This is a genomic window from Pseudomonas sp. H3_E07, assembly GCF_054668895.1.
In genome coordinates this window covers 4,823,892-4,846,840 of sequence record NZ_CP162795.1, presented here as the reverse complement: position 1 = coordinate 4,846,840, position 22,949 = coordinate 4,823,892, and the positions used below count along the sequence as shown (strand labels likewise).

General features: G+C 60.6%; 18 protein-coding genes, 1 tRNA gene and 2 pseudogenes. 11 read left to right on the top strand and 10 right to left on the bottom strand.

Features of this window, described 5'->3' with window-relative positions:
- Window positions 1-34: 34 nt before the first annotated feature.
- The 8 genes and pseudogenes from AB4O08_RS22315 (at window position 35) to AB4O08_RS22280 (ending at window position 7,819) form a co-directional block, all read left to right on the top strand.
- Complete coding sequence (locus AB4O08_RS22315; RefSeq protein WP_137205569.1) at window positions 35-1,549, top strand: amidase; 1,515 nt, start codon at window positions 35-37, stop codon at window positions 1,547-1,549.
- 73 nt (window positions 1,550-1,622) lie between these two features.
- Window positions 1,623-2,216, top strand: a complete 594-nt coding sequence (nthA, locus tag AB4O08_RS22310) for a nitrile hydratase subunit alpha (RefSeq protein ID WP_029529092.1) — start codon at window positions 1,623-1,625, stop codon at window positions 2,214-2,216.
- Between the two features lie 41 nt (window positions 2,217-2,257).
- Complete coding sequence (nthB, locus tag AB4O08_RS22305) at window positions 2,258-2,920, top strand: nitrile hydratase subunit beta (RefSeq protein WP_010209144.1); 663 nt, start codon at window positions 2,258-2,260, stop codon at window positions 2,918-2,920.
- A complete protein-coding gene (locus tag AB4O08_RS22300; RefSeq protein WP_460114354.1) occupies window positions 2,917-4,176 on the top strand; it encodes a GTP-binding protein in 1,260 nt (419 codons plus the stop codon). The genes nthB and AB4O08_RS22300 overlap by 4 nt, the downstream gene beginning before the upstream one ends.
- Before the next feature lie 18 nt (window positions 4,177-4,194).
- Window positions 4,195-5,145 (top strand): annotated as a pseudogene (locus AB4O08_RS22295) (PAS domain-containing protein); the annotation flags it as partial.
- 48 nt (window positions 5,146-5,193) lie between these two features.
- A pseudogene (locus AB4O08_RS22290) lies at window positions 5,194-5,463 on the top strand (methyl-accepting chemotaxis protein); the annotation flags it as partial.
- Between the two features lie 93 nt (window positions 5,464-5,556).
- Window positions 5,557-7,197: an AMP-binding protein gene (locus AB4O08_RS22285; RefSeq protein WP_305436290.1), complete on the top strand. Its 1,641-nt coding sequence runs from the start codon at window positions 5,557-5,559 to the stop codon at window positions 7,195-7,197.
- A 46-nt stretch (window positions 7,198-7,243) separates the two neighbouring features.
- Window positions 7,244-7,819, top strand: a complete 576-nt coding sequence (locus AB4O08_RS22280; protein WP_085989253.1) for a TetR/AcrR family transcriptional regulator — start codon at window positions 7,244-7,246, stop codon at window positions 7,817-7,819.
- A gap of 55 nt (window positions 7,820-7,874) precedes the next feature.
- On the opposite strand, the gene AB4O08_RS22275 is transcribed toward AB4O08_RS22280, so the two are convergent.
- A complete protein-coding gene (locus AB4O08_RS22275; RefSeq protein ID WP_021491108.1) occupies window positions 7,875-8,357 on the bottom strand; it encodes an Lrp/AsnC family transcriptional regulator in 483 nt (160 codons plus the stop codon).
- Between the two features lie 184 nt (window positions 8,358-8,541).
- Here AB4O08_RS22275 and AB4O08_RS22270 point away from each other — a divergent pair, with 184 nt between their 5' ends.
- Window positions 8,542-9,582: a zinc-dependent alcohol dehydrogenase family protein gene (locus AB4O08_RS22270; RefSeq protein WP_460114353.1), complete on the top strand. Its 1,041-nt coding sequence runs from the start codon at window positions 8,542-8,544 to the stop codon at window positions 9,580-9,582.
- A gap of 136 nt (window positions 9,583-9,718) precedes the next feature.
- Here AB4O08_RS22270 and AB4O08_RS22265 read toward each other — a convergent pair whose 3' ends face one another.
- The 4 genes from AB4O08_RS22265 to AB4O08_RS22250 form a co-directional block, all read right to left on the bottom strand.
- Window positions 9,719-10,420, bottom strand: a complete 702-nt coding sequence (locus AB4O08_RS22265) for an MlaA family lipoprotein (protein WP_460114352.1) — start codon at window positions 10,418-10,420, stop codon at window positions 9,719-9,721.
- A gap of 85 nt (window positions 10,421-10,505) precedes the next feature.
- A complete protein-coding gene (locus AB4O08_RS22260) occupies window positions 10,506-11,900 on the bottom strand; it encodes an efflux transporter outer membrane subunit (RefSeq protein WP_460114351.1) in 1,395 nt (464 codons plus the stop codon).
- Window positions 11,897-15,031 (bottom strand): efflux RND transporter permease subunit, encoded by a 3,135-nt coding sequence (locus tag AB4O08_RS22255; RefSeq protein ID WP_460114350.1) that lies wholly within the window; start codon window positions 15,029-15,031, stop codon window positions 11,897-11,899. Before AB4O08_RS22255 ends, AB4O08_RS22260 begins: the two co-directional genes overlap by 4 nt.
- Before the next feature lie 2 nt (window positions 15,032-15,033).
- A complete protein-coding gene (locus AB4O08_RS22250; RefSeq protein ID WP_021491113.1) occupies window positions 15,034-16,218 on the bottom strand; it encodes an efflux RND transporter periplasmic adaptor subunit in 1,185 nt (394 codons plus the stop codon).
- Between the two features lie 144 nt (window positions 16,219-16,362).
- Between AB4O08_RS22250 and baeS the strand changes: the two genes are divergently transcribed.
- Entirely contained in the window at window positions 16,363-17,748 is a 1,386-nt protein-coding gene (baeS, locus tag AB4O08_RS22245; protein WP_010209129.1) for a sensor histidine kinase efflux regulator BaeS, read from the top strand.
- 3 nt (window positions 17,749-17,751) lie between these two features.
- Window positions 17,752-18,435 carry a response regulator gene (locus AB4O08_RS22240; RefSeq protein WP_460114349.1) on the top strand — a complete coding sequence of 228 codons (684 nt, stop codon included), beginning with the start codon at window positions 17,752-17,754 and terminating at the stop codon, window positions 18,433-18,435.
- 243 nt (window positions 18,436-18,678) lie between these two features.
- On the opposite strand, the gene AB4O08_RS22235 is transcribed toward AB4O08_RS22240, so the two are convergent.
- The 5 genes from AB4O08_RS22235 to pheS form a co-directional block, all read right to left on the bottom strand.
- A tRNA-Pro gene (locus AB4O08_RS22235) sits at window positions 18,679-18,755 on the bottom strand.
- A 90-nt stretch (window positions 18,756-18,845) separates the two neighbouring features.
- A complete protein-coding gene (locus AB4O08_RS22230) occupies window positions 18,846-19,202 on the bottom strand; it encodes a MerR family transcriptional regulator (RefSeq protein WP_010209127.1) in 357 nt (118 codons plus the stop codon).
- The gene (gene ihfA, locus AB4O08_RS22225) at window positions 19,183-19,485 is read right to left on the bottom strand and encodes an integration host factor subunit alpha (protein WP_002553164.1); all 303 of its coding nucleotides are present in this window, start codon (window positions 19,483-19,485) and stop codon (window positions 19,183-19,185) included. Before ihfA ends, AB4O08_RS22230 begins: the two co-directional genes overlap by 20 nt.
- Before the next feature lie 3 nt (window positions 19,486-19,488).
- Window positions 19,489-21,867: a phenylalanine--tRNA ligase subunit beta gene (pheT, locus tag AB4O08_RS22220; protein ID WP_460114348.1), complete on the bottom strand. Its 2,379-nt coding sequence runs from the start codon at window positions 21,865-21,867 to the stop codon at window positions 19,489-19,491.
- Between the two features lie 26 nt (window positions 21,868-21,893).
- Window positions 21,894-22,910, bottom strand: a complete 1,017-nt coding sequence (pheS, locus tag AB4O08_RS22215) for a phenylalanine--tRNA ligase subunit alpha (RefSeq protein WP_010209123.1) — start codon at window positions 22,908-22,910, stop codon at window positions 21,894-21,896.
- Window positions 22,911-22,949: the final 39 nt, after the last annotated feature.

The following is a 22,949-nucleotide window of genomic DNA, read 5'->3' as shown; positions in this document are numbered from 1 at the left end:
CTCTTCGGCCACAGACGATAAGGACAGCCCCACCATGGCAATCGTTCGCCCCACCCTTGAGCAGTTATTGGATATCGCCAGCCGCCTGCACATGCAGCTCAGCCCCGAGCATGCGCGGGAATACTTGCCGCTTATGCAGGCGAGCTTTGACGCCTACGACCTGATTGACGAGTTGCCCGATTTCATTCCACCGGTACGTTACGAACGCAGCTCGGGCTATCGTCCATCGGCTGCACACAACCCACTCAACGCCTGGTACGTGCGAACGGAAGTCAGCGGTGCCCGTGACGGCAAACTGGCGGGTAAAACGGTCGCACTCAAAGACAACATTTCACTGGCTGGCGTGCCCATGATGAATGGTGCCAAGCCACTGGAAGGCCACGTTCCATCGTTCGACGCCACTGTGGTCACTCGGTTACTGGACGCGGGCGCAACCATCCTCGGCAAGGCGACGTGCGAGCATTACTGCCTGTCAGGTGGCAGTCACACTTCCGATCCCGCACCGGTTCACAACCCTTATCGCCATGGGTTTGCCTCGGGTGGATCGTCTTCCGGCAGCGCGGCGCTGGTCGCCGCGGGCGAGGTCGACCTCGCAGTCGGCGGTGACCAGGGCGGATCGATCCGGATTCCTTCCGCATTCTGCGGCACTTACGGGATGAAACCTACGCACGGTCTGGTGCCTTACACCGGGATCATGGCCATCGAAGCGACCATCGATCATGCCGGCCCCATCACCGCCAATGTGAGAGACAACGCCTTGATGCTGGAGGTCATGGCCGGCGCGGACGGGCTTGATCCCCGGCAAGCCGCGCCCCAGGTCGACACGTACAGCGATTACCTGGCACGCGGTGTGAGCGGTCTGAAGATTGGCGTCCTGCGCGAAGGCTTCGAATTGGCCAACCAGGATCCACGCGTTGCGTCGTCGGTCCGCAATGCCATCGCACGATTTTCGCAACTGGGCGCGCAGGTCGAGGAGGTGTCGGTGCCTGAGCACGCGATCGCCGGGGCGCTGTGGCACCCCATCGGCTGTGAGGGTCTGACGATGCAGATGATGCACGGCAATGGGGCGGGTTTTAACTGGAAAGGGCTGTATGACGTGGGCTTGCTGGACAAGCAAGCCGGATGGCGCGATCAGGCGGATGACCTGTCCGCCTCTCTCAAGCTGTGCATGTTCGTCGGCCAATACGGTGTCGAGCGCTACAACGGGCGTTTCTACGCCAAGGCGCAAAACCTCAGGCGCCTGGCTCGCTCGGCCTATGACGCGGCCTTGGCGCGCTATGACCTGCTGGTGATGCCTACCGTCCCGATCATTGCCCAGCCGCACCCGGAACCGGGTTGCTCGATCACTGAGTACGTGGCGCGAGCACTGGAAATGATCGGCAATGCCTCCGCCCAGGACATCACGGGCCACCCGGCGATGTCGATCCCCTGCGGTCTGGTAGACGGTCTGCCTGTCGGGCTCATGTTGGTGGGCAAGCACTATGCCGAAGGCACGATTTATCAGGCTGCCGCAGCGTTCGAGGCGGCTGTCGACTGGAAAAACTGTTAGCCGGCCCCCCGCAGCGCAAAAAAGACTAAGCCGCCAGGCGCTGCCTAGACGCTCAATGATGAGGAATAAACCGATGACCACTCCTGAGAGAAACACATCAACCCCGGGCGAACGAGCACAAGCGTTACTGCAAGTGCTCAAGCAGAAGGACCTGATCCCCGACGGTTACATCGAGCACATGACACAGCTGATGGCGCACGAATGGAGCCCGGAAAATGGCGCGCGGGTTGTGGCCAAGGCCTGGGTAGACCCGCAGTTTCGTGAACTGTTGCTAAGGGATGGCACCGCAGCGTGTGCCCAATTTGGCTACACCGGCCCGCAGGGTGAATACATTGTTGCCCTGGAAGACACGCCCACTCTGAAAAACGTGATTGTGTGCAGCCTGTGCTCCTGCACCAATTGGCCCGTCCTCGGCTTGCCACCGGAGTGGTACAAGGGCTTCGAATTTCGTGCCCGGCTGGTGCGCGAAGGGCGCACTGTCCTGCGGGAATTGGGCACGCAACTGCCGGACGACGTCACCATCAAGGTGTGGGACACCAGCGCCGAAAGCCGCTATCTGGTGCTGCCTGTACGGCCGCAAGGGAGCGAGTCCATGGATGAAGAGGCGCTTCGAAAATTGATCACCAAGGATGTCCTTATCGGCGTGGCGCTACCGCACGTCGCGTAACCGGGGCGCTTTGTTTCTTTCACTTTTCAGAGGTATTCACAATGGATGGTTTTCACGATCTCGGTGGTTTTCAGGGCTTTGGCAAGGTCCCTCACACCATCAATAGTCTGGACTACAAACAGGTATTCAAGCAGGACTGGGAACACCTGGCCTACAGCTTGATGTTTATCGGTGCCGATCACTTGAAAAAGTTCAGCGTGGACGAAGTGCGCCACGCCGTCGAACGCCTGGATGTCCGCCAACATGTCGGCACCCAGTACTACGAACGCTATGTCATTGCGACCGCCACCCTGCTGGTCGAAACAGGCGTCATCACCCAGGCAGAACTCGATCAGGCCTTGGGCTCCCCCTTCAAGCTGGCGAACCCTGCTCATGCCGAAGGTCGCCCGGCGATCACCGGTCGACCGCATTTTGAGGTGGGCGACCGGGTCGTCGTGCGAGACGAGTACGTGGCCGGGCATACCCGCATGCCAGCCTATGTGCGTGGCAAGGCAGGCGTGGTGCTGCACCGCACATCGGAGCAGTGGCCGTTCCCGGACGCGATTGGCCATGGCGACGTGAGCGCGGCGCACCAGCCGACCTACCATGTCGAGTTTCGCGTAAAGGATCTCTGGGGTGATGCGGCAGACGATGGGCTGGTGGTGGTCGATCTTTTCGAAAGCTACCTGGACCACGCCGATGTCGCTCAAGCGGTGAAAGCATGATTGACGGCGCCCTGACAGGCCGACTGCCGGTGACGGTGCTTTCCGGCTTCCTCGGCGCCGGCAAAACCACCCTGCTCAACCATATCCTGCGCAATCGCGAAGGCCTCAGGGTGGCGGTCATCGTTAATGACATGAGCGAGGTCAACATTGATGCCCAGGAGGTGCAGCGCGATGTGTCACTGCACCGTGGCAGCGATGAGTTGATCGAGATGAGCAACGGCTGCATTTGCTGCACGCTGCGCGCCGATTTGCTTGAGCAGATCAGTGCGCTGGCGCGCCAGCAGCGTTTCGATTACCTGCTCATTGAGTCCACCGGGATCTCTGAGCCGATGCCGGTCGCGGAGACGTTCGCCTTCCTGGACGCCGAAGGCTTCAGCCTCAGCGAGTTGGCACGGCTCGATACCTTGGTGACAGTGGTCGATGGCAGCCGTTTCCAGGCGCTGCTTGAGTCACCGGACACCGTGCCCCGCGACGACGCACAGGAGGACACGCCCCAGCGCCCTCTAACCGACCTTCTGATCGAGCAAGTGGAGTATGCCAACGTCATTCTTGTCAACAAAATGGACTTGATCGATGAGCCTGGCTACCAGGCCTTGCACGGAATCCTCGCAGGCCTTAACCCGTCCGCGCGGATCGAGCCAATGACTCAGGGTAACGTTGAGCTATCCCACATCCTCGGCACCCATCTGTTTGATTTACCCAGCCTTGCGGCGTCGCCGGGCTGGATGAAGACAATGGAGGCCAGCGACGCACCGGCCTCCGAGTCGGATACCTATGGCGTGACGTCCTGGGTGTACCGCGAGCGCGCCCCTTTTCATCCGCAGCGATTGTTCGATTTCTTCCTGCGACCCTGGTGCAACGGGCGCCTGTTGCGCAGCAAAGGTTACTTTTGGTTGGCCAGCCGCCACCTTGAAATCGGCCTGCTGGTGCAAAGCGGCAAGCAGTTCCAGTGGGACTATGTCGGGCGCTGGTGGACCTTCATTGAGCCGTCGCAATGGCCACGTGATGAATATCGGTTGCAAAGCATCATGGCCAAGTGGGACAGCATTGTCGGGGATTGCCGGCAGGAATGGGTCTTCATCGGCCAGGATCTGGATACCCATAGGTTGCAACACGAGCTCGACAACTGCCTGCTGAGTGCCCAGGAAATCGCCGCAGGCCCGTCGGCCTGGCAAGCCCTGCCGGGAGCGACAGACTTTGACACCCGGGCCTTGTCGGCATGCCCGTTCCCCCTCTTGCAGGCGGATCCCCTTTGAACGAGGTAGAGGTGCTCCATGCTTTTTTTCAGCAGAACCACCCGTTGGGTACTGGCGCCGCTCGCCGAGAGGCTGGAGCAGCCAGACCAGCCGAGCATGCCGTTATCATCGAACAACCCGTTATTGCGGCGCATTCTGTCAGGCGTCGATCAATTGCTACAGGAGCGGCGTGCCTTGGAGGAGCAAGCACGTGCACTGACATTGAAAGTCAGCCAATTGGACGAACGTCTGGCCTGCCGCGACAAGCATTTGCGTCATGTGGAGACGCGCTGGGCACTGATCACCCAGGGTGCAGATGAACTGTTCTGGACACTGGATCTGGCTGCAACCGCCGCCCCCGGGCCGGAGTGCGCAATGGAGTGGTCGGGGTCGGCGTCAATCCAGGCCCAAGGTATTGATCAGCTCGGCCGTTGGAGCGAACAGTTACACCCCGCTGACCGGCAACCGCACCTGGAAGCGCTTGCCCGGCATCTTGCCGATCGCAGTGGGCGGACGCCCTTTGCGCTCGATGTGCGCCTGAAGTCCGCATCAGGCAGTGACTATCGCTGGTGCAGGGTCAGCGGTAACGCAAGTCGTGATCCTCAAGGCGTACCTCTCGCCATCGGTGGAACCCTTCGTGACATTCACGAACAACACCTGCACAACGAGACACTTGAACTGGCGGCCACACGTTTCGACATTTCCCGGGAAATGCTGCACGACGGGCTCTGGGACATCGAGGTTGTGGCCGGCGACCCTGCGAACCCGAAAAACACCATCTGGTGGTCGTCGCAAATGCGCCGACTGCTGGGGTGCAGCACGGTTGAAGAGTTCCCCAATACCCTGGAAAGCTGGACCTCGCGCCTGCATCCCGACGACAGCGAACGGGCGATCGCAGCGTTTGTTGCCCACGTTGAAGACCGCAGCGGCAAAACACCGTTTGATGTGGATTACCGACTCAAACATAAAAGTGGCACTTACCGCTGGTTCCGCGGCCGGGGGCAAACGCGCCGCGCATCGGACGGCTCCCCGCAGCGAGTGGTGGGTGCCATTACCGATATCCATGCCCACCATGAAGAAAGCACGATGCGTGAGGCGCAGGCGGAACAACATCGCGTGATGCAGGAAACGCTCAGCAAGTTGACGCACATTGTCGCCACCATCCAGGGCATTGCCAGCCAAACCAACCTGCTGGCCTTGAACGCCGCCATTGAGGCGGCGCGCGCAGGCGAGGCCGGGCGCGGGTTTGCCGTGGTCGCTGATGAAGTCCGCAAGCTGGCCACTCGGACCAGCCAGGCCACACAGCAAGCGGCCGAAATGATGGACAGCTAGCCACATCAAAGCGCGCGCACTGGGCGTGTGCACACCGAACATCTACCAACAATAACAATCAGGTACGTTATGCGTGATTACGACTCGGCAGTGACCTCTTTCAATTATCGACAACTGGCCACCCAGGACTTGCACGGCGAGCTGGCGGCCATGAACGCCTGCATCGAATGCTGCGACCGGCACGCCCTGGGTGATGCCGTGGCGTTGTACTGCGAAACGCCGGATGGCCGCGCCACGCACCACACGTTCAGCGAACTGCAGGCCCACGCTGCGCGCTTCGGCAACTTTTTGCGCGAGCAAGGGGTCAAGCCGGGAGAGCGTGTAGCGGGCCTGATGCCACGCACGGTTGAACTGTTGATTGCCATTTTGGGGACCTGGCGCATCGGCGCGGTCTACCAACCGCTCTTCACCGCATTCGGCCCCAAGGCAATCGAGCAGCGATTGGGTTGCTCCGAGGCGCGCTGGATTGTGACCGATGCCCATAATCGCCCCAAGTTGGACGACGTCATTGACTGCCCACGCATCATCGTGACCGGCGCAGGCCCACGCAACCCGGACGATTACGACTTCTGGACCGTTCTGGATCGCCAACAGGCCGATTGTGCACCCGAGTTGCTGGACGCCAGTGCGCCGTTCCTGCTGATGTGTACGTCAGGCACCACAGGGCCGGCCAAGCCGTTGGAGGTGCCCTTAAGCGCCATTCTGGCCTTCAAGGGCTATATGCGTGATTCGATTGACCTGCGAGAGGACGACCATTTCTGGAACCTCGCCGACCCCGGATGGGCCTATGGTTTGTATTACGCGGTGACCGGCCCGCTGGCATGTGGCCGTGCCACGCTGTTCTATGACGGCCCGTTCGCGGTGGACAGTACCTGCCGGATCATTGCCAAGTATGCGATCACCAACCTGGCCGGCTCGCCGACCGCCTACCGCCTGCTGATCGCGGCGGGGGCTGCGTTCGCCGACACCGTGCGTGGTCGCCTGCGTGTCATCAGCAGTGCCGGCGAGCCGCTGAACCCGCAGGTCATCCGTTGGTTTGCCGACGAACTCGGCGTGGTCATCCACGACCATTATGGCCAGACTGAAATCGGCATGGTGCTGTGCAACCACCACGGCCTGCGTCACCCGGTACGTGAGGGTTCAGCCGGTTATGCGGTTCCGGGGTACCGGATTGTCGTGCTGGATGATGCTCATCGGGAACTGCCACCGGGCCGGCCAGGCGTGCTGGCGGTGGATCGCGAGCGGTCGCCCCTGTGTTGGTTCGAGGGCTACTTCGGAATGCCCACCCAGGCTTTTGTCGACCGTTATTATTTGAGCGGCGATATCGTGGAGTTGAATGACGATGGCAGCATCAGCTTCGTGGGCCGTAACGACGACGTGATCACTACCTCCGGCTATCGCGTCGGACCTTTCGATGTGGAAAGTGCGCTGATCGAACACCCTGCGGTGGTTGAAGCCGCCGTGATTGGCAAACCGGACCCGCAACGCACCGAGTTGATCAAGGCGTTCGTCGTACTGAACAGTCAAAGCCTGCCAAGCACCGAGTTGGCGGAAGTCCTGCGCCTGCATGTCCGGCAACGCCTGGCCGCGCACGCGTACCCGAGGGAAATCGAGTTCGTCGAACACCTGCCCAAAACACCCAGTGGCAAATTGCAGCGGTTCATTCTGCGCAACCAGGAAATCGCGAAGCAGCAGGCGTTCGACACATGACCCAAGGCCACGGCCGTCGGGTGTGGCTGCGTGTGCGCAACACAGCGTGCGCACTGTGCTAAGCCGCTCTGAATTCCAGCGGAGAGCCCTGGAGTTGTTCCAGCAGCGCAGTTTCAGTCAGGTCAGCATGCGTGAACTGGCGGCGCATATCGGCATCACTCCGGGGGCGATTTATCACCATGTAGAAAGCAAGGAAGCACTGCTTTTCGAGTGGCTGATGGAGCTGTATCAGACGTTGTTGTCGCACGTTGAGCTGATCAAAAAACGAAGATTGACGCCCGCGCAACGTCTGACAAAACTGATCGAAGGCCACCTTCGATTGCATGAACACATGGCCGGGCAGTTTAAGTTGGCGGTCATGGACACCGGCTGCCTGAACGCGCCGATGGAAGAAAGTGTACGGCGATTGAGGGAGGCTTATGAGTCGGAAATACTGAGCTTGGTCGGGCAGCTATGTCATCAGCCTGGTGGCCCCTTGCGCGAAGGCGCACTGCAGGCAATCGTGCCCATGCTGAACAGCCTGCCTGCATGGCTGAGCCCCAGGATGGAGAAAGCCCAGCGTCGGGTCATCGCCCAGGCCATCGTCAATGCTGTCGTACAGGCGATAAAGGCCCTGCCTTGAACCAGGTAGCGCCTGGGCGCCTGATGATCAGGCCGTCGCCCTGATTCAAAGGTCCTCAGATGCTCAGGAGTTCGGCCACTGGAAACCGATGGGTGGTCTTCATTTCTCGCAGTGACAGGTTCGACCGGATACTCAATACACCCGGCAGCTTCCTCAGCACTTTTTCAACGAATCGGCTGTAGCTGTCCAAATCTCTCGCGACCACTTGAAGTAAAAAATCCGCCTCGCCCGTTGTGTTGTGACAACTGAGTACCTGCGGCGCCGACGCTATGATTTTCTCAAACTTTTCCGTGGCTTCTTCACTGTGATCACTGCAGGAAATCTGCACGAAAGCCATCACCCCCAGGCCCAGTTTTCTGCGATTCAGGATGGCTTGATACCCCTCGATCACGCCGCACTCCTCCAGGCGTTTCTGTTTACGCCAACACGATGCTTCACTGAGGGAAAGTTGCTCCGCCAACTTGACATTCGAGAGTCGCCCCTCTCGCTGCAGTCGCTCCGATATCGCAATATCCACCTTATCCAAACGCTCAAACATGGTTGATCCTTTCAATTATGTGCAGGATAACGGAGATTAATTTCATTTATCGCCCACTATCAACTGGAATCTGAAAAGCAATTTCAAGGCATTCGCACATAATGGATCAGCGTTGATTCGAGCCGCCCCGCGCAAGAAATCAGACGAATACAACGTCGTGTCTATCCGAGCAGAGGTGATTTTCATGAAAGCAGTTGTCTACGAAGCCTTTTCCCAACCGCCGCGCTTGATGAACGTCGAAGACCCGACGCCGGAGCGTCACGGCGTGGTCGTACAGGTGCGGGGCACCGGCGTCTGCCGCAGCGACTGGCACGGCTGGAAGGGGCATGATCCGGACATCCAACTGCCGCATGTTCCCGGGCATGAGCTTGCCGGCATCGTGACGGAAGTTGGCAGGGACATCACCCGGTGGAAGGTCGGCGACCGTGTAACGGTGCCCTTTGTCGGCGGGTGTGGCGCGTGTCCCGAGTGCAACAGCGGTAACCAGCAAGTCTGCAATACGCAGTTTCAACCGGGCTTCACTCATTGGGGGTCGTTTGCGGAATTCGTCGGTATACACCAGGCCGACCTGAACCTCGTCGCACTCCCGCAGAACATGGACTTCGCCACTGCTGCGAGCCTGGGCTGCCGCTTCGCCACGTCATTCCGCGCCGTCGTTGACCAAGGCAAGGTCAGCGCCGGACAGTGGGTCGCGGTGCATGGCTGCGGAGGTGTGGGCCTGTCCGCCGTGATGATCGCCCAGGCCCTTGGCGCGAATGTCATTGCCATCGATATTTCGCCGGAAAAACTCGAACTGGCACGCGCGCTCGGCGCCGCTGCTACCGTGAACGCACACAGCGTGGCGGACGTCACCGAAGCCGTGCTGGAAATCACCCAGGGGGGCGCCCACGTATCGCTGGATGCATTGGGCCATCCCACCACCTGCTTCAACTCCATCAACAACCTGCGCCGTCGAGGCAAGCACGTCCAGGTAGGCCTGATGCTCGCCGACCACGCCCAGCCGGCGATCCCCATGAGCAAGGTCATCGCGCACGAGCTTGAGATCTACGGCAGCCACGGCATGCAAGCACATCGTTATGACGCCATGATCCAGATGATCACCAGCGGAAAACTGGCACCGGAAAAACTCGTGGGTAAAACCATCAGCCTGGAGCAGTCCATCGACGCGTTGATGAACATGGATCGTTTCGAGACCGCTGGCGTAACCGTCGTGACCGAATTTTAGATCGCACAGGACGCAGCCGTACAACCGGCAGTGCTGGAGTAAGCGCAACGTTAGTGTTGCGTTCCAACTGGAGAGTGACGAACGATATTGATCTTCTGTGCCGAGCGGGTTGGGGAAGAGCACGCAGGGGCGCCGGTCAGAAGTCATCCTTTACGTTTGCGCCGTTGATCTTGAACGCTCGGTTTTGCAGATAGGCACTGCGAATAAACGTGTATTTATCGCCCGTCGTGAGCTTTTCAGATGCCAGATATTGAGCACGCCCGTCGATCACGCCCACGCTGTACAGGCTATTACGCGTAGGCACGTCGCCCATGTAGCGAACCGGATTGGCGTAGGCATCGGGAAGGATGGCCGGTGCATCGCGCAGTGTGCTGGGCCCCAGGAACGGCAGCACCAGGTAAGGCCCGCTATTGACCCCCCAGTAACCGAGGGTTTGCCCGAAATCCTCGTCACTGCGCTGCAGCCCCATGGGGGTCGCGACGTCGATCAACCCCACCAGGCCAATCGTGCTGTTGAGCAAAAAGCGGCTTGTGTCGACGCCAGCGCTGTGGAACTTCACCTGGAGGACATCGTTAGCCACGTTTTTGACCTCCCCGAGGTTGTTGAACACATTATGAATGCCGTCCTGGACAACACCGGGCGTGATGAGTTGATAGCCCTGGGCGAGGGGTTTCAGTGCATAGGTATCCAGTACGTCATTGAATGCGAAGATCGGTCGGTTAACACCTTCCCATGGGTCCGCGTCGGAATTCGCAAGACACAGCGGTGACATCATGATGAAACAGGCGCAGCCCAGCACCTGGACGCAACCGCTTAAAGTGGAACGAAAAGCACACATGTTGATTCCCCGTTGAATGAACTAGCCGATTTGATCCGCGCAAGCCGTTCCATTGCTGCGGTGATGTGTGCATGTGCCAGCGCCGTTAATTCCAACCGCCACCCAGCACTTTGTACAACGTGATGCGGTTACTCTGCTCGGTCAGGCGCAGCGTGATCAGGTCCTGTTGTGCGCTGTAGAGCGAGCGTTGCGCATCCAGGGCTTCGAGGTAGCTTTGGGAGCCGCCCCGATACAAGGCATCCGAGAGTTCGAAGCTTTTGCGGCTGGCGTCGGTCAGCGCTTGTTGCGCGGCAATACAGCGATCCAGGGTGCTGCGCACCGCCAGTGCGTCGGCCACTTCGCGGAATGCGGTTTGCAGGGTTTGCTGATAGGTCTGCAACTGGATCTCGCGTTCGACCTTAGCCGAATCCAGGGTTGCGCGGTTACTGCCCCCGTCAAAAATCGGCACGCTGATGCTCGGGGCAAAGGTCCAGGCGCCGCTGCCGGACTTGAACAGGCCGGCCAATGCCGAGCTGGAAGAGCCGGCGTTGGCGGTCAGGCTGATGCTCGGGTAAAACGCCGCACGGGCCGCGCCAATATCGATGTTGGCGGACTTGAGCGTATGCTCGGCCGAGAGCACGTCCGGGCGTTGTTGCAACAGGCTGGAGGGCAGGCCTGCTGGAATATCCACCAGCACTGCCGCCGACTCCAGGCGCGTGCCCGGCAAGAGGGCCTCGGGCAGATCGCTGCCCACCAACAGGCGCAAAGCATTGCGGTCCTGCAGGATCTGGCTCTCATAGGACGCTACATCGCCCCGTGCCGATTCGACGGTGGTCTGGGCTTGCGCCACCGACAACGCGGAAGAGCCACCCAAGGCGTAGCTGCGCTGGGTCAGGTCGTAGGTGGCCAACTGGCTGGTCAGGGTTTCCTGGGCCAGCAGCAGCCGTTCGTTGTCGGCGGCCAAGGTCAGCCAGGCGGTGGCAACTTCCGCCACCAGGCTGATTTGCGTGCTGCGCCGGGTTTCCGTCAACGCCAAGTAGTCTTCCAGCGCCTCATCGCGCAGGTTGCGAACCCTGCCAAACACGTCCAGTTCATAGCTGCTCAGCCCCAACTGAGCGCTGTAGTCGTGTGTGGTGACTGCCGTGCCGGTGTTGGACAACGACCCCGGCGTACGGCTATGGGTGCCGCTGACGCCCGCGTCGACGGTAGGAAACAGGTCAGCGCGCTTGATGCGGTACTGCGCCTGGGCCTTTTCAACGTTGAGGCTGGCCAGGCGCAGGTCGCGGTTATTGGCCAGCGCCAATTGCTGCAACTGCGCCAGGCGGCGGTCGGTAAAAAATTGCTGCCACTTGATATCAGCCCCAACCTTTCCTTTGGGCAGGTTGGCCGCCGGCAACCATTGCTCGGAGACGGGGGCCTCAGGGCGCTCGTACTGCGGCGCCAGGTTGACGCAGCCGCCCAGGGCCATGGCGGCCAGCAGAGGCCAGTGTGACTTGATCATGCATCACCTGTCGGGGCAGATTGATTAGCGCTGCGCACGCGGCCGAAACGACCGCGGATCAGCACGAAAAACAACGGTACAAAGAAGATCCCCAGCACTGTGGCGCTGAACATACCGCCCAGTACTCCCGTACCAATGGCCTGGCGTCCGGCGGAGCCTGCACCGGTGCTCAAGGCCAGCGGCAATACGCCGAACATGAAGGCCAGGGAGGTCATCAGGATCGGCCGCAGGCGTTGGCGCACCGCGACCAGCGTCGCGTCGATCACGCTGCTGCCCTGCTCTTGCAAGTGCTTGGCAAACTCAACGATCAGGATCGCGTTTTTTGCGGCCAGGCCCACGGTGGTCAACAGCCCGACCTGGAAATACACGTCGTTGCTCAGCCCGGCGACACGGGTCGCCAGCACTGCACCGATGACCCCCAGGGGCACGACCAGGATCACCGAAAACGGCACCGACCAACTCTCGTAGAGCGCGGCCAGGCACAGGAATACAAACAACACGGAAATGCCGTAGAGAAGCGGCGCCTGGGACCCGGACAAGCGCAGCTGATAGGACTGCCCGGTCCACTCGTAGCCAATACCCTGGGGCAACTGCCGGACAATGGCCTCCACGGCGGCCATCGCATCGCCGGAGCTCACCCCTGGCGCCGGATCGCCAACGATCTCCAGGGAGGCGTTACCGTTGTAGCGTTCCAGCAGCGGCGAGCCGTAGCCCCAGGTGCTGCTGGCAAAGGACGAGAACGGCACCATTTCATTGTTACTGTTGCGCACAAACCAATGATCAAGGTCCGCAGCCTGCATGCGCGAGGATGCCTGGCCCTGTACATAGACCTTTTTCACCCGGCCCTGGTTGAGAAAGTCGTTTACATAAGTGCCGCCTAAGGCCGTCTCAAGGGTGCTGTTGATATCGCTGGTACTCAGGCTCAGGGCCCCGGCCTTGCGGTCGTCAATGCTGACCTTGAGCTGCGGTGCATCGTCCAGGCCGTTGCTGCGCACGCCCAGCAAGCGGGCGTCTTTCCTGGCCAACTCAAGGAACTGTTCGCGGGCGGCCACCAACGCATCATGGCCCAGGCCACCGAGGTCCTTGAGCTGCAGGTCGAACCCTGAGCTCTGGCCCAGGCCACGCACGGTCGGCGGCTGCATGACGAACGCATCGGCATCACCGATGCTGGACAGTGCCAGGGTCGCCCGCTGGGCAATCGCGGCTGCACCCTGACCAGAGCCACCGCGTTCGGACCAATCCTTGAGGCGGATAAACGCCCGTGCGGTGTTCTGGCTGTTACCGCCCATGCCTAAGCCGCTGATGCTGATCATCGCTTCGACCTCGGGCTGTTGCAGGATGTAGTCCTCGAACTGCTTGATCACCGCCTGTGTGCGGCTGTCCGTCGCGCCGACCGGCAACTGGATCTGTGCCAGCAGAATCCCTTGGTCCTCGTCCGGCAGAAACGAAGTGGCCAGGCTGACATAACCCACCGCCATGACCACCAGCACCAGCCCATACAGCAGCAGGCTGCGCCCCCAACGCCGCAACACCACGCCCACCCAGCGCTCATAACCGGCGCTGGCGCGCTCGAAGGTGCGGTTGAACCAGCCAAAGAACCCATGCTGAGCGCCATGCCCCTTGCCATTGCGCGCTTTGAGCAACGTCGCGCACAGCGCGGGTGTCAGGGTCATCGCCACCAACACTGAGAGGACCATGGCCGAGACGATGGTCACGGAGAACTGCCGATAGATGATCCCGGTGGAACCACCGAAAAACGCCATAGGGATAAATACCGCACTCAGCACCAGGGTGATCCCGACCAGTGCGCCACTGATTTCACGCATCGATTGACGCGTAGCCGCCACGGGCGACAGCCCTTCGCCCATCAGCCGCTCCACGTTTTCCACCACCACGATGGCATCGTCTACAAGCAAGCCGATCGCCAGGACCATGGCAAACATGGTCAAGGTATTGATCGAGTAGCCGAACAGCGCCAACACGCCGAACGTGCCGAGCAGTACCACCGGCACGGTAATCGCCGGGATCAGCGTTGCGCGCAGGCTCTGCAGGAACAGGAACATGATCAACACCACCAGCACGATGGCCTCGCCCAGGGCCTTGACCACCTCTTCGATGGACAGGCTGACAAAGGGCGTGGTGTCGTAGGCGATCACATTTTTCAGCTGCATTTCCGTCGGGTAGAAGGGCTCCATCTCCTTGAGCTTGGCCTTGACCGCCTTGCCGACGTTCAGCGCGTTGGCGCCGGCGGCCAACTGCACGCCCATGGCCGCCGCGGGCTTGCCGTTGAGGGCGGTGCTGATGTCGTAGCTTTCACTGCCCAGTTCCAGGGTCGCGACATCGCCCAGCAGTACCACGGCACCGTCGCTGTTGGACTTGACCACGACCTTGCGAAACTCGTCCACGGTCTGCAGTTTGCTGCGGGCGCTGATCGTAGCGTTCAGTTGCTGCCCCTTGATCGCGGGCAAGGCGCCGAGCTGTCCAGCCGAGACTTCGGTGTTCTGCGCTTCCAGGGCGCTGCTGATGTCCGACGGCATCAACGCATATTTTTCCAGCAAGGCGGGGTCCAGCCAGATGCGCATGGCGTAGCCCGAGCCCAACGTCTGCACATCGCCCACGCCGTCTATTCGGCTGATGGAATCGAGCAAGGTGGTGGAAATGTAATCACCTATCTGAGTGCCGGTGACGCTGGGGTCGTCCGATGCCAGGGCGACAATCATCAAGAAGTCCGAACCGCCCTTGGTCACGGTCAGGCCTTCGCTTTGTACCGATTGCGGCAGCCTCGACTCGGCTTGTTGCAGCTTGTTCTGCACCTGCATCTGGGCGACGTCCGGGTCGGTGCCGGCAGTAAAGGTCAAACTGATGCTGGCACTGCCTGCCGAACTGCTGGTGGCCGACATATAGGTCAGGTTATCCAGGCCTTTCATCTGCTGTTCGATGACCTGGGTCACCGAGTCTTCGACGGTCTTGGCCGAGGCCCCGGTGTAGGTGGCAGAAATTTTCACCGTGGGTGGTGCAATATCCGGGTATTGCTCCAACGGCAACTGGCTGATGGACAGGCTGCCACCGAGCATGATCACGATGGCAATGACCCAGGCGAAAATCGGTCGATCAATAAAAAAGTGCGCCACGCTCAACCCTCCTTCGCGGGGGTGCGGGGTGTGGCCGCCTGAGCATTGGCGTCCTGCACTTGGACCGCGGCACCGGCACGGACTTTTTGTCCGCCTTCGACAATCAACTGGTCACCTGCCTGCAGACCTGCCGTGACCCACCACTGATTCCCCACCGCCCGATCGATGGTCAGCTCACGTTGTTCGACCTTGCCGTCAACCACCAGCAACGCGGTGGTCACGCCACTGGCGCTGCGGTTCACAGCTTTTTGCGGAACCAGAATGGCTTGCTCGTTGCGAGCCTGTTCGAGCACCGCGCGGACATACATGCCCGGTAGCAGCAGGTGATCCGGGTTGGCGAACTCCGCACGCAGGGTGACCGTGCCCGTCCCCTCGTTGACACTGACACCACTGACCTTGAGCCGCCCCTGCTGGTTGTAGGCACTGCCATCGTCCAGCTTCAGGCTGACCCGTGCCTGGCCATCGCCGTTGGACTGCAATGCGCCGCTGGCCAGGTCACGCTTGAGCTTGAGCAATTCGGTGGTCGATTGGGTCACGTCCACATAGATCGGATCGAGTTGCTGCACCGTGGTCAAAGCGCTGTCCTGATTGGCCACCACCAGCGCACCAGGGGTCACGGTCGAGGTTTCGATGCGCCCGCCGACCGGTGAGGTAATACGGGTGTAAGCCAGGTTGATCCGCGCGGTCTGAACGTCGGCCTCGGCGCCCTGCACGTCGGCGGCGGCCGTCAGCAAGGTCGCCTGGGCGTCTTCGTTATCTTGCTGGCTGATGGCATTGATCTTCACCAGTTCGGCGTCGCGCCTGGCGGTGGCCTGCGCCGATTTAAGCGTGGCGCGGTACTTGGCCAGGCTCGCCTCGGCCTGCGCCAGCGCGGCGGTGTAGGACGCTGCATCCAATTGGTACAACGCTTGCCCAACCTTGACATCCGCCCCCTCGACAAACAGTCGACGCTGGACGATACCGCCAACCTGAGGACGAATCTGCGCCACCATGAAGGCCTGGGTGCGCCCCGCCAGCTCAGTGGTCAGCACCTGGCTCTGGGGTTTTATGCTGATGACCGAGACTTTGGGGGTGACCGCCTCAGGAGGTGGCTCGCCACCGGAGCAGCCGCCCAGCATGGCCAGAACGATCAAGGACAGGAAAACTGCGGCGGTTACCAGGTATTTGGCGATTACTTTCGTGGACATAGCAGCCTCTGCGACACGGAATGGCTTGAGTCAGCGCCATCCTGCGAGGCAAATGTGCAGGAAAATTGAAGATTGCCCAGCCGGGTTGAATCTATCCCTCACTAGGGCCTAAATGGTCCCACCTATTTTTAACGGCCCATCTGCATGAAGTTCAGTATCTCCACCAAACTGTTTATTGCGGTACTGGCCGGTGTGTTGTTGGTCATCCTGAGCATGGGCCTGGCGACGAGCTGGAGTTTTGGACGCGGCTTTCTCGGGTACCTCAATGAGCAGGCACTGGAGCGCATGGCGCCCGTGCTGCCACGTCTGGCCAGTGCTTACGCGCGTGAGGGCAATTGGGAGTTCCTGCGTAACCAGCCGGATCGCTGGTTTGAGATCATGCGGCCCGAACTCGGCGCAGACCCGGCGAAGAACGACTTGCGCTCGCCCATGGCTTCGGACCTGACGGGCGCCCTGTTTCGGATCGCCCTGCTGGATAAATATAAAAAGCGCGTGAACGGCTACCCGGACATCGGCACGGACGCCCTGCTACGCCCGATTGTGGTGGCCGATGAAACCGTGGGCTGGCTGGCCGTGACACCGTTCCAGAGCGTGACCGAAGCCGGCGGCGAACGATTCCAGCAATACCAGTTACGCACCAGCCTGGTCATGGGCGCCTTCTCACTGCTGCTGGCGATGCTGATTGCCTGGTGGATCGCCCGCACGCTGCTGGAGCCGGTCAAGCGGGTGGCTGCGGCAACACATCGCCTGGCCAGCGGCGACTTCAGCAGCCGGGTGGCAGTGAGTTCCAATGACGAAGTCGGCCAATTGGCCCGTGACTTCAACCAACTCGCCTACACCCTGGAACGCAATGAGCAGATGCGCCGCGAATTCATGGCCGATGTGTCCCACGAACTGCGTACCCCGCTGTCGGTCTTGCGCGGCGAGCTGGAGGCTATCGAGGATGGCGTACGCACCCTCGACCCAGGCTCGATGCAGTCCTTGCAGGGCGAAGTGAGCATGCTCAGCAAGCTGGTGGATGACCTGTATGAACTGTCCCTGGCGGATGTTGGGGCGCTGACCTACCGCAAGAGCGCCTGCGCACTGGAGCCACTGCTGCGCGCCAGTGTGTCGATGTTCCAGGAGCGCTTGAATGCGCGCCACCTGCGCCTCGAACTGGATTTGCCAGCACCGCCCGTGGAACTGTTGGCCGATGCCGGTCGCTTGCAGCAACTGTTCTCCAATCTGTTGGAAAATGCGGTGCGCTACACCGACCCGAATGGGCTAATACGTATCCGCGTCGCCCTGGATCGCGCTGACGTATGCATCGACATCCTCGACTCCGGCCCTGGTGTGTCGGCCGAGCAATTGCCGCGCCTGTTCGAGCGCTTCTATCGCGGCGAATCCTCGCGCAACCGTGCCAGTGGCGGGGCCGGCCTGGGGCTCGCGATCTGCCACAGCATCGCCCTCGCCCACGGCGGCAGCCTCAGCGCCGCTCACTCCCCCCTCGGTGGCCTTTGGCTGAGCCTGCGCCTCCCACGGAATACCTGACCCATGAGCGAAGAACGCCCGATCCTGATCGTTGAAGACGAACCGAAACTGGCCGCATTGCTGCAGGATTACTTGGCCGCAGCGGGCTACCCGACCCTGTGCCTGCACAATGGCCTTCAGGTGGTACCGACCGTGCGCGCCCGCCCCCCTCGCCTGATTTTGCTCGACCTGATGCTGCCAGGGCGCGACGGCATGCAAGTGTGCCAGGACCTGCGCGGTTTCAGTGCCGTGCCGATCATCATGATCACCGCCCGCGTCGAAGAAGTGGACCGCCTGCTGGGCCTGGACCTGGGCGCCGACGACTACATCTGCAAGCCCTTCAGCCCCCGGGAGGTAGTTGCCAGGGTCAAGGCCATCCTGCGCCGTGGCCCCCAATTGCTGAGCAACACCCCACCGCGACTGCTGATCGACGAAGCCCAGTACCGCGCATCACTCGACGGCGTCGCTTTGGACCTCACGCCTCTGGAGTTACGCCTGCTGAGCACTTTTGCACGCTCCGCCGGCCGGGTATTTTCCCGCGACCAACTGCTCGACAAGCTCTACTCCGACCACCGCGTGGTCACCGACCGTACGGTGGACAGTCATATCCGCAACCTACGGCGCAAGCTGGAGCAGGCGTGCCCAGGGGAAACACCCATCGAGTCATTGTACGGCGTGGGCTATCGGTTTCAGTTGTCCAACGCCTGAGGGCTTGAAGGGCCAAGGCTGATTCGAAGAGAAAGCCCAACCGACTGCCCCGCTGGCCGACGACAAAAAGACATGAATCGGTTGGAAATTTTCAGAGCAATTGCCAGAGCTGAAGGTGGCAACCCGACTGGCCAGAACACAGCCCTTGAGCCGAATACCAGCGACATCCCAGGCAGCTTCGCGCAGGCACAAAAAAGCCGATCTATCTGATCGGCTTAACTGTCTGATTTTACTCAGGAATAATGGTCGGGACGGAGTGATTCGAACACTCGACCCCTAGCACCCCATGCTAGTGCGCTACCGGACTGCGCTACGCCCCGACTAGGCGTGTTACTGGGTTCGCTTCTTGACGAAGCGATCCGGAATATACCGCAAGCTTTTGAAATGTGGAAGTATTTTAAAAGCCGGAATTACTTTTTCAGAACCACCAGCACATCTTCGAGTTCGGCGATCATCTGGCGGATCATTTGTTTGTATTGGGTGGTGTCGTCTTTGGCTTCATCACCGGACATGCGTTGGCGCGCGCCGCTGATGGTGAACCCCTGATCGTACAGCAACGCACGGATCTGTCGGATCATCAGCACATCCTGGCGCTGATAATACCGACGGTTCCCGGTGCGTTTGACGGGGTTGAGTTGAGGAAACTCCTGCTCCCAATAGCGCAGTACGTGCGGTTTTACCGCACAGAGCTCGCTGACTTCACCAATGGTGAAGTAGCGTTTGCCTGGGATGACGGGTAGCTCGTCGTTATGACTTGGTTCCAGCATAAGCCTCAACTCGGGCCTTCAACTTCTGCCCTGGACGAAAGGTGACCACACGGCGAGCCGTGATCGGGATTTCTTCTCCCGTTTTTGGATTGCGGCCAGGCCGCTGGCGTTTGTCCCGCAGGTCAAAATTGCCGAAACCGGACAATTTGACCTGTTCGTTGTCTTCCAGAGCGTGTCTGATCTCTTCAAAAAACAGCTCGACCAATTCCTTGGCCTCGCGCTTGTTCAGACCCAACTCTTCGTACAGACGTTCCGCCATCTCAGCTTTCGTCAAAGCCCCCATACGTCACTTCCTTAACGTGGCGTTCAACCTTTGTTCGAGCGAGGTGAGGATATTTTGTGTCGTGGTATTCACCTCATCGTCATTAAGAGTGCGCGATGGATGCTGCCAGGTCAAGCCAACTGCAAGGCTTTTTCTATGCGGATCAATACCTTTACCCTGATAGACGTCAAATAGCCTGAGGTCTGTCAGCCATTCCCCTGCATTTTCACGGATTACCTCCAGAACGGCAGTGGCGGCCACTTCACGGTCGGCGATCAGGGCCAGGTCACGGCGCACTTCAGGGAAGCGCGACAACTCGCTGAATTTAGGCATCTTGCCAGAGGCCACTTCAGCCAGAACCAGCTCAAACACGAAGACCGGACGGTCGAGACCGAGGGTTTTCGACAGCTCAGGGTGAATGGCACCGACGAAGCCTACCAGGCGACCTTCGCGCTCGATGCGCGCAGTCTGGCCAGGGTGCAATGCAGGATGGCTGCCCGGTACAAAGGTGAAGGCATCCAGAGCACCCGCAAAACCCAGCACCGCTTCCACGTCAGCCTTGACGTCGAAGAAGTCCACAGCGTCGCGACCCTGTGCCCAACCTTCCGGCAGACGGCTGCCGCAAACCACGCCAGCCAGCATCGGCTCTTGCTTCAGGCCGTCCAACTGACCGACGAAGCGCAGGCCGCTTTCGAACATGCGCACACGGTCTTGCTGACGGTTCAGGTTGTGGGAAAGCGCTTTCACCAAACCTGGCCACAGAGACGAACGCATGGCCGCCATGTCGTTGGAGATCGGATTGGCCAACAGCAGCGGCTCGACGCCTGGGTTGAACAGCTCGAACTGCTTGGGATCGATGAAGCTGTAGGTCACCGCTTCCTGGTAGCCACGGGCAACCAGCAGACGACGCAACTCGGGCAAGTGCGCACGCGCCTCGGCCTTGGGTTGTGGCGCCAGGCGCGCTTGCGGGTAACGAACCGGCAGACGGTTGTAGCCGTAGAGGCGAGCCAATTCTTCGATCAGGTCAACTTCCAGACTGATATCGAAGCGATGGCTTGGCACTTCAACGGTCCACTGCCCTTCCCCGCCTGCGGAAATACCCAGGCCGAGGGCGGACAACAGTTGTTCGATTTCAGCCGGCTCGATCACCAGGCCAAGCATCTGCTCGACACTTTTGGCACGCAGGATGATCGGCGCAACAGACGGCAGGTACTGCTCGTTCACGGTTTCGGTGATCGGGCCGGCTTCGCCACCGGTGATTTCCAGCAGCAGGCCAGTGGCGCGCTCCATGGCTTCACGCGCCAGCTTCCAGTCCACGCCGCGCTCATAGCGGTGCGATGCATCGGTGTGCAGGCCGTAGGAGCGGGCCTTGCCGGCGATGGCGATCTGGTCGAAGAACGCACTCTCAAGGAATATATCGCGAGTGGTCGCGGACACGCCGCTGTGCTCGCCCCCCATCACGCCGGCAATCGCCAGGGCGCGGGAGTGGTCTGCAATCACCAGGGTATCGGCACGCAGGCTGACTTCCTGACCATCGAGCAGCACCAGCTTCTCGCCTTCTTCGGCCAGGCGCACACGGATGCCGCCGTTGATTTCGGCAAGATCAAAAGCGTGCAGCGGCTGGCCCAGCTCCAGCATCACGTAGTTGGTGATATCGACGGCAGCGTCGATGCTGCGCACGTCGGCGCGACGCAAGCGCTCAACCATCCACAGCGGGGTTGGCTTGGACAGGTCGACGTTGCGGATCACACGGCCCAGGTAGCGCGGGCAAGCGTTGGGCGCCAGCACTTCGATCGGGCGTACTTCGTCGTGCACCGCAGGCACGGCAGCGACGACTGGGCGGGTGACCGGGGCGTTATACAGCGCTCCGACTTCACGGGCCAAGCCAGCCAGGGACAGGCAGTCACCGCGGTTCGGGGTCAGGTCGACCTCAATGCTGGCGTCTTCCAGCTCCAGGTAAACACGGATGTCCTGGCCCACTGGCGCATCGGCCGGCAGTTCCATCAGGCCATCGTTGCCCTCGCCTACCTGCAGCTCTGCCTGGGAGCACAGCATGCCGTTGGACTCGACGCCGCGCAGCTTGGCCTTCTTGATCTTGAAGTCGCCCGGCAGCTCGGCACCGATCATGGCGAACGGGATCTTCAGGCCCGGGCGCACATTGGGCGCTCCGCACACGACCTGGAAGGTTTCCGCGCCATTGCTGACCTGGCATACACGCAGCTTGTCGGCGTCAGGGTGCTGCTCGGTGCTCAGCACCTCACCCACCACCACGCCACTGAAGACACCGGCGGCCGGGGTAACGCTATCGACCTCAAGACCGGCCATCGACAGACGAGCAACCAGCTCGTCACGATCTACCTGCGGGCTTACCCAGCCACGCAGCCATTGTTCACTGAATTTCATCCTGCTCTCCTAAAGATTCGTTACGACTAGCGAAATTGCGCGAGGAACCGCAAGTCGTTGTCGAAGAACAGACGCAAGTCGTTCACGCCGTAACGCAGCATGGCCAGACGCTCAACGCCCATGCCGAAGGCAAAGCCCGAGAACTCTTCCGGATCGATGCCGGACATGCGCAGCACGTTAGGGTGAACCATGCCGCAGCCCATCACTTCCAGCCAGCCGGTCTGCTTGCAGACACGGCAGCCTTTACCGCTGCACATCACACATTCCATGTCGACTTCAGCGGATGGCTCGGTGAACGGGAAGAACGATGGACGGAACCGCACCGCCAGCTCCTTCTCGAAGAACACCCGCAGGAATTCTTCAATGGTGCCTTTGAGGTCGGCGAAGTTGATGTCGCGATCAACCAGCAGGCCTTCGACCTGGTGGAACATCGGCGAGTGGGTGATATCGGAGTCGCTGCGGTACACACGGCCTGGGCAGACAATGCGGATCGGCGGCTTGTTCGCTTCCATGGTGCGGACCTGTACCGGCGAGGTATGGGTGCGCAACAGCATGTTCGCGTTGAAATAGAAGGTGTCGTGCATCGACCGGGCCGGGTGGTGGCCTGGGATGTTGAGCGCCTCGAAGTTGTGATAATCGTCTTCGACCTCAGGGCCTTCGGCAATGCCGTAGCCGATGTGGGTGAAGAACTGCTCGATACGTTCCAGAGTCCGGGTGATCGGATGCAGACCGCCCGAGGCCTGGCCGCGACCAGGCAGGGTTACATCAATGGACTCGGCGGCGAGTTTGGCCGCGAGATCGGCCTCCTCCATGGTCGCCTTGCGCGCATTGAGCACCTCTGTGACACGCTCCTTGGCGACGTTGATCAGCGCACCGACTTGCGGACGCTCTTCAGCCGGCAAATTCCCCAGGGTCTTCATCACCTGAGTCAATTCACCTTTTTTGCCAAGGTAGTGAACCCGGATTTGCTCCAGGGCATTTACATCTTCAGCGCTTTGCACAGCCTCAAGGGCTTGGGCGACGAGCGCGTCCAGGTTTTCCATGTACAGACTCCAGATACAAAATAGGGGAAGAGCTTGAAG

Coding starts and splice junctions, on each gene's coding strand:
- AB4O08_RS22315 (WP_137205569.1), top strand. CDS start 35: ATGGCAATCGTTCGCCCCACCCTTGAGCAGTTATTGGATATCGCCAGC.
- nthA (WP_029529092.1), top strand. CDS start 1,623: ATGACCACTCCTGAGAGAAACACATCAACCCCGGGCGAACGAGCACAA.
- nthB (WP_010209144.1), top strand. CDS start 2,258: ATGGATGGTTTTCACGATCTCGGTGGTTTTCAGGGCTTTGGCAAGGTC.
- AB4O08_RS22300 (WP_460114354.1), top strand. CDS start 2,917: ATGATTGACGGCGCCCTGACAGGCCGACTGCCGGTGACGGTGCTTTCC.
- AB4O08_RS22285 (WP_305436290.1), top strand. CDS start 5,557: ATGCGTGATTACGACTCGGCAGTGACCTCTTTCAATTATCGACAACTG.
- AB4O08_RS22275 (WP_021491108.1), bottom strand. CDS start 8,357: ATGTTTGAGCGTTTGGATAAGGTGGATATTGCGATATCGGAGCGACTG.
- AB4O08_RS22270 (WP_460114353.1), top strand. CDS start 8,542: ATGAAAGCAGTTGTCTACGAAGCCTTTTCCCAACCGCCGCGCTTGATG.
- AB4O08_RS22265 (WP_460114352.1), bottom strand. CDS start 10,420: ATGTGTGCTTTTCGTTCCACTTTAAGCGGTTGCGTCCAGGTGCTGGGC.
- AB4O08_RS22260 (WP_460114351.1), bottom strand. CDS start 11,900: ATGATCAAGTCACACTGGCCTCTGCTGGCCGCCATGGCCCTGGGCGGC.
- AB4O08_RS22250 (WP_021491113.1), bottom strand. CDS start 16,218: ATGTCCACGAAAGTAATCGCCAAATACCTGGTAACCGCCGCAGTTTTC.
- baeS (WP_010209129.1), top strand. CDS start 16,363: ATGAAGTTCAGTATCTCCACCAAACTGTTTATTGCGGTACTGGCCGGT.
- AB4O08_RS22240 (WP_460114349.1), top strand. CDS start 17,752: ATGAGCGAAGAACGCCCGATCCTGATCGTTGAAGACGAACCGAAACTG.
- AB4O08_RS22230 (WP_010209127.1), bottom strand. CDS start 19,202: ATGCTGGAACCAAGTCATAACGACGAGCTACCCGTCATCCCAGGCAAA.
- ihfA (WP_002553164.1), bottom strand. CDS start 19,485: ATGGGGGCTTTGACGAAAGCTGAGATGGCGGAACGTCTGTACGAAGAG.
- pheT (WP_460114348.1), bottom strand. CDS start 21,867: ATGAAATTCAGTGAACAATGGCTGCGTGGCTGGGTAAGCCCGCAGGTA.
- pheS (WP_010209123.1), bottom strand. CDS start 22,910: ATGGAAAACCTGGACGCGCTCGTCGCCCAAGCCCTTGAGGCTGTGCAA.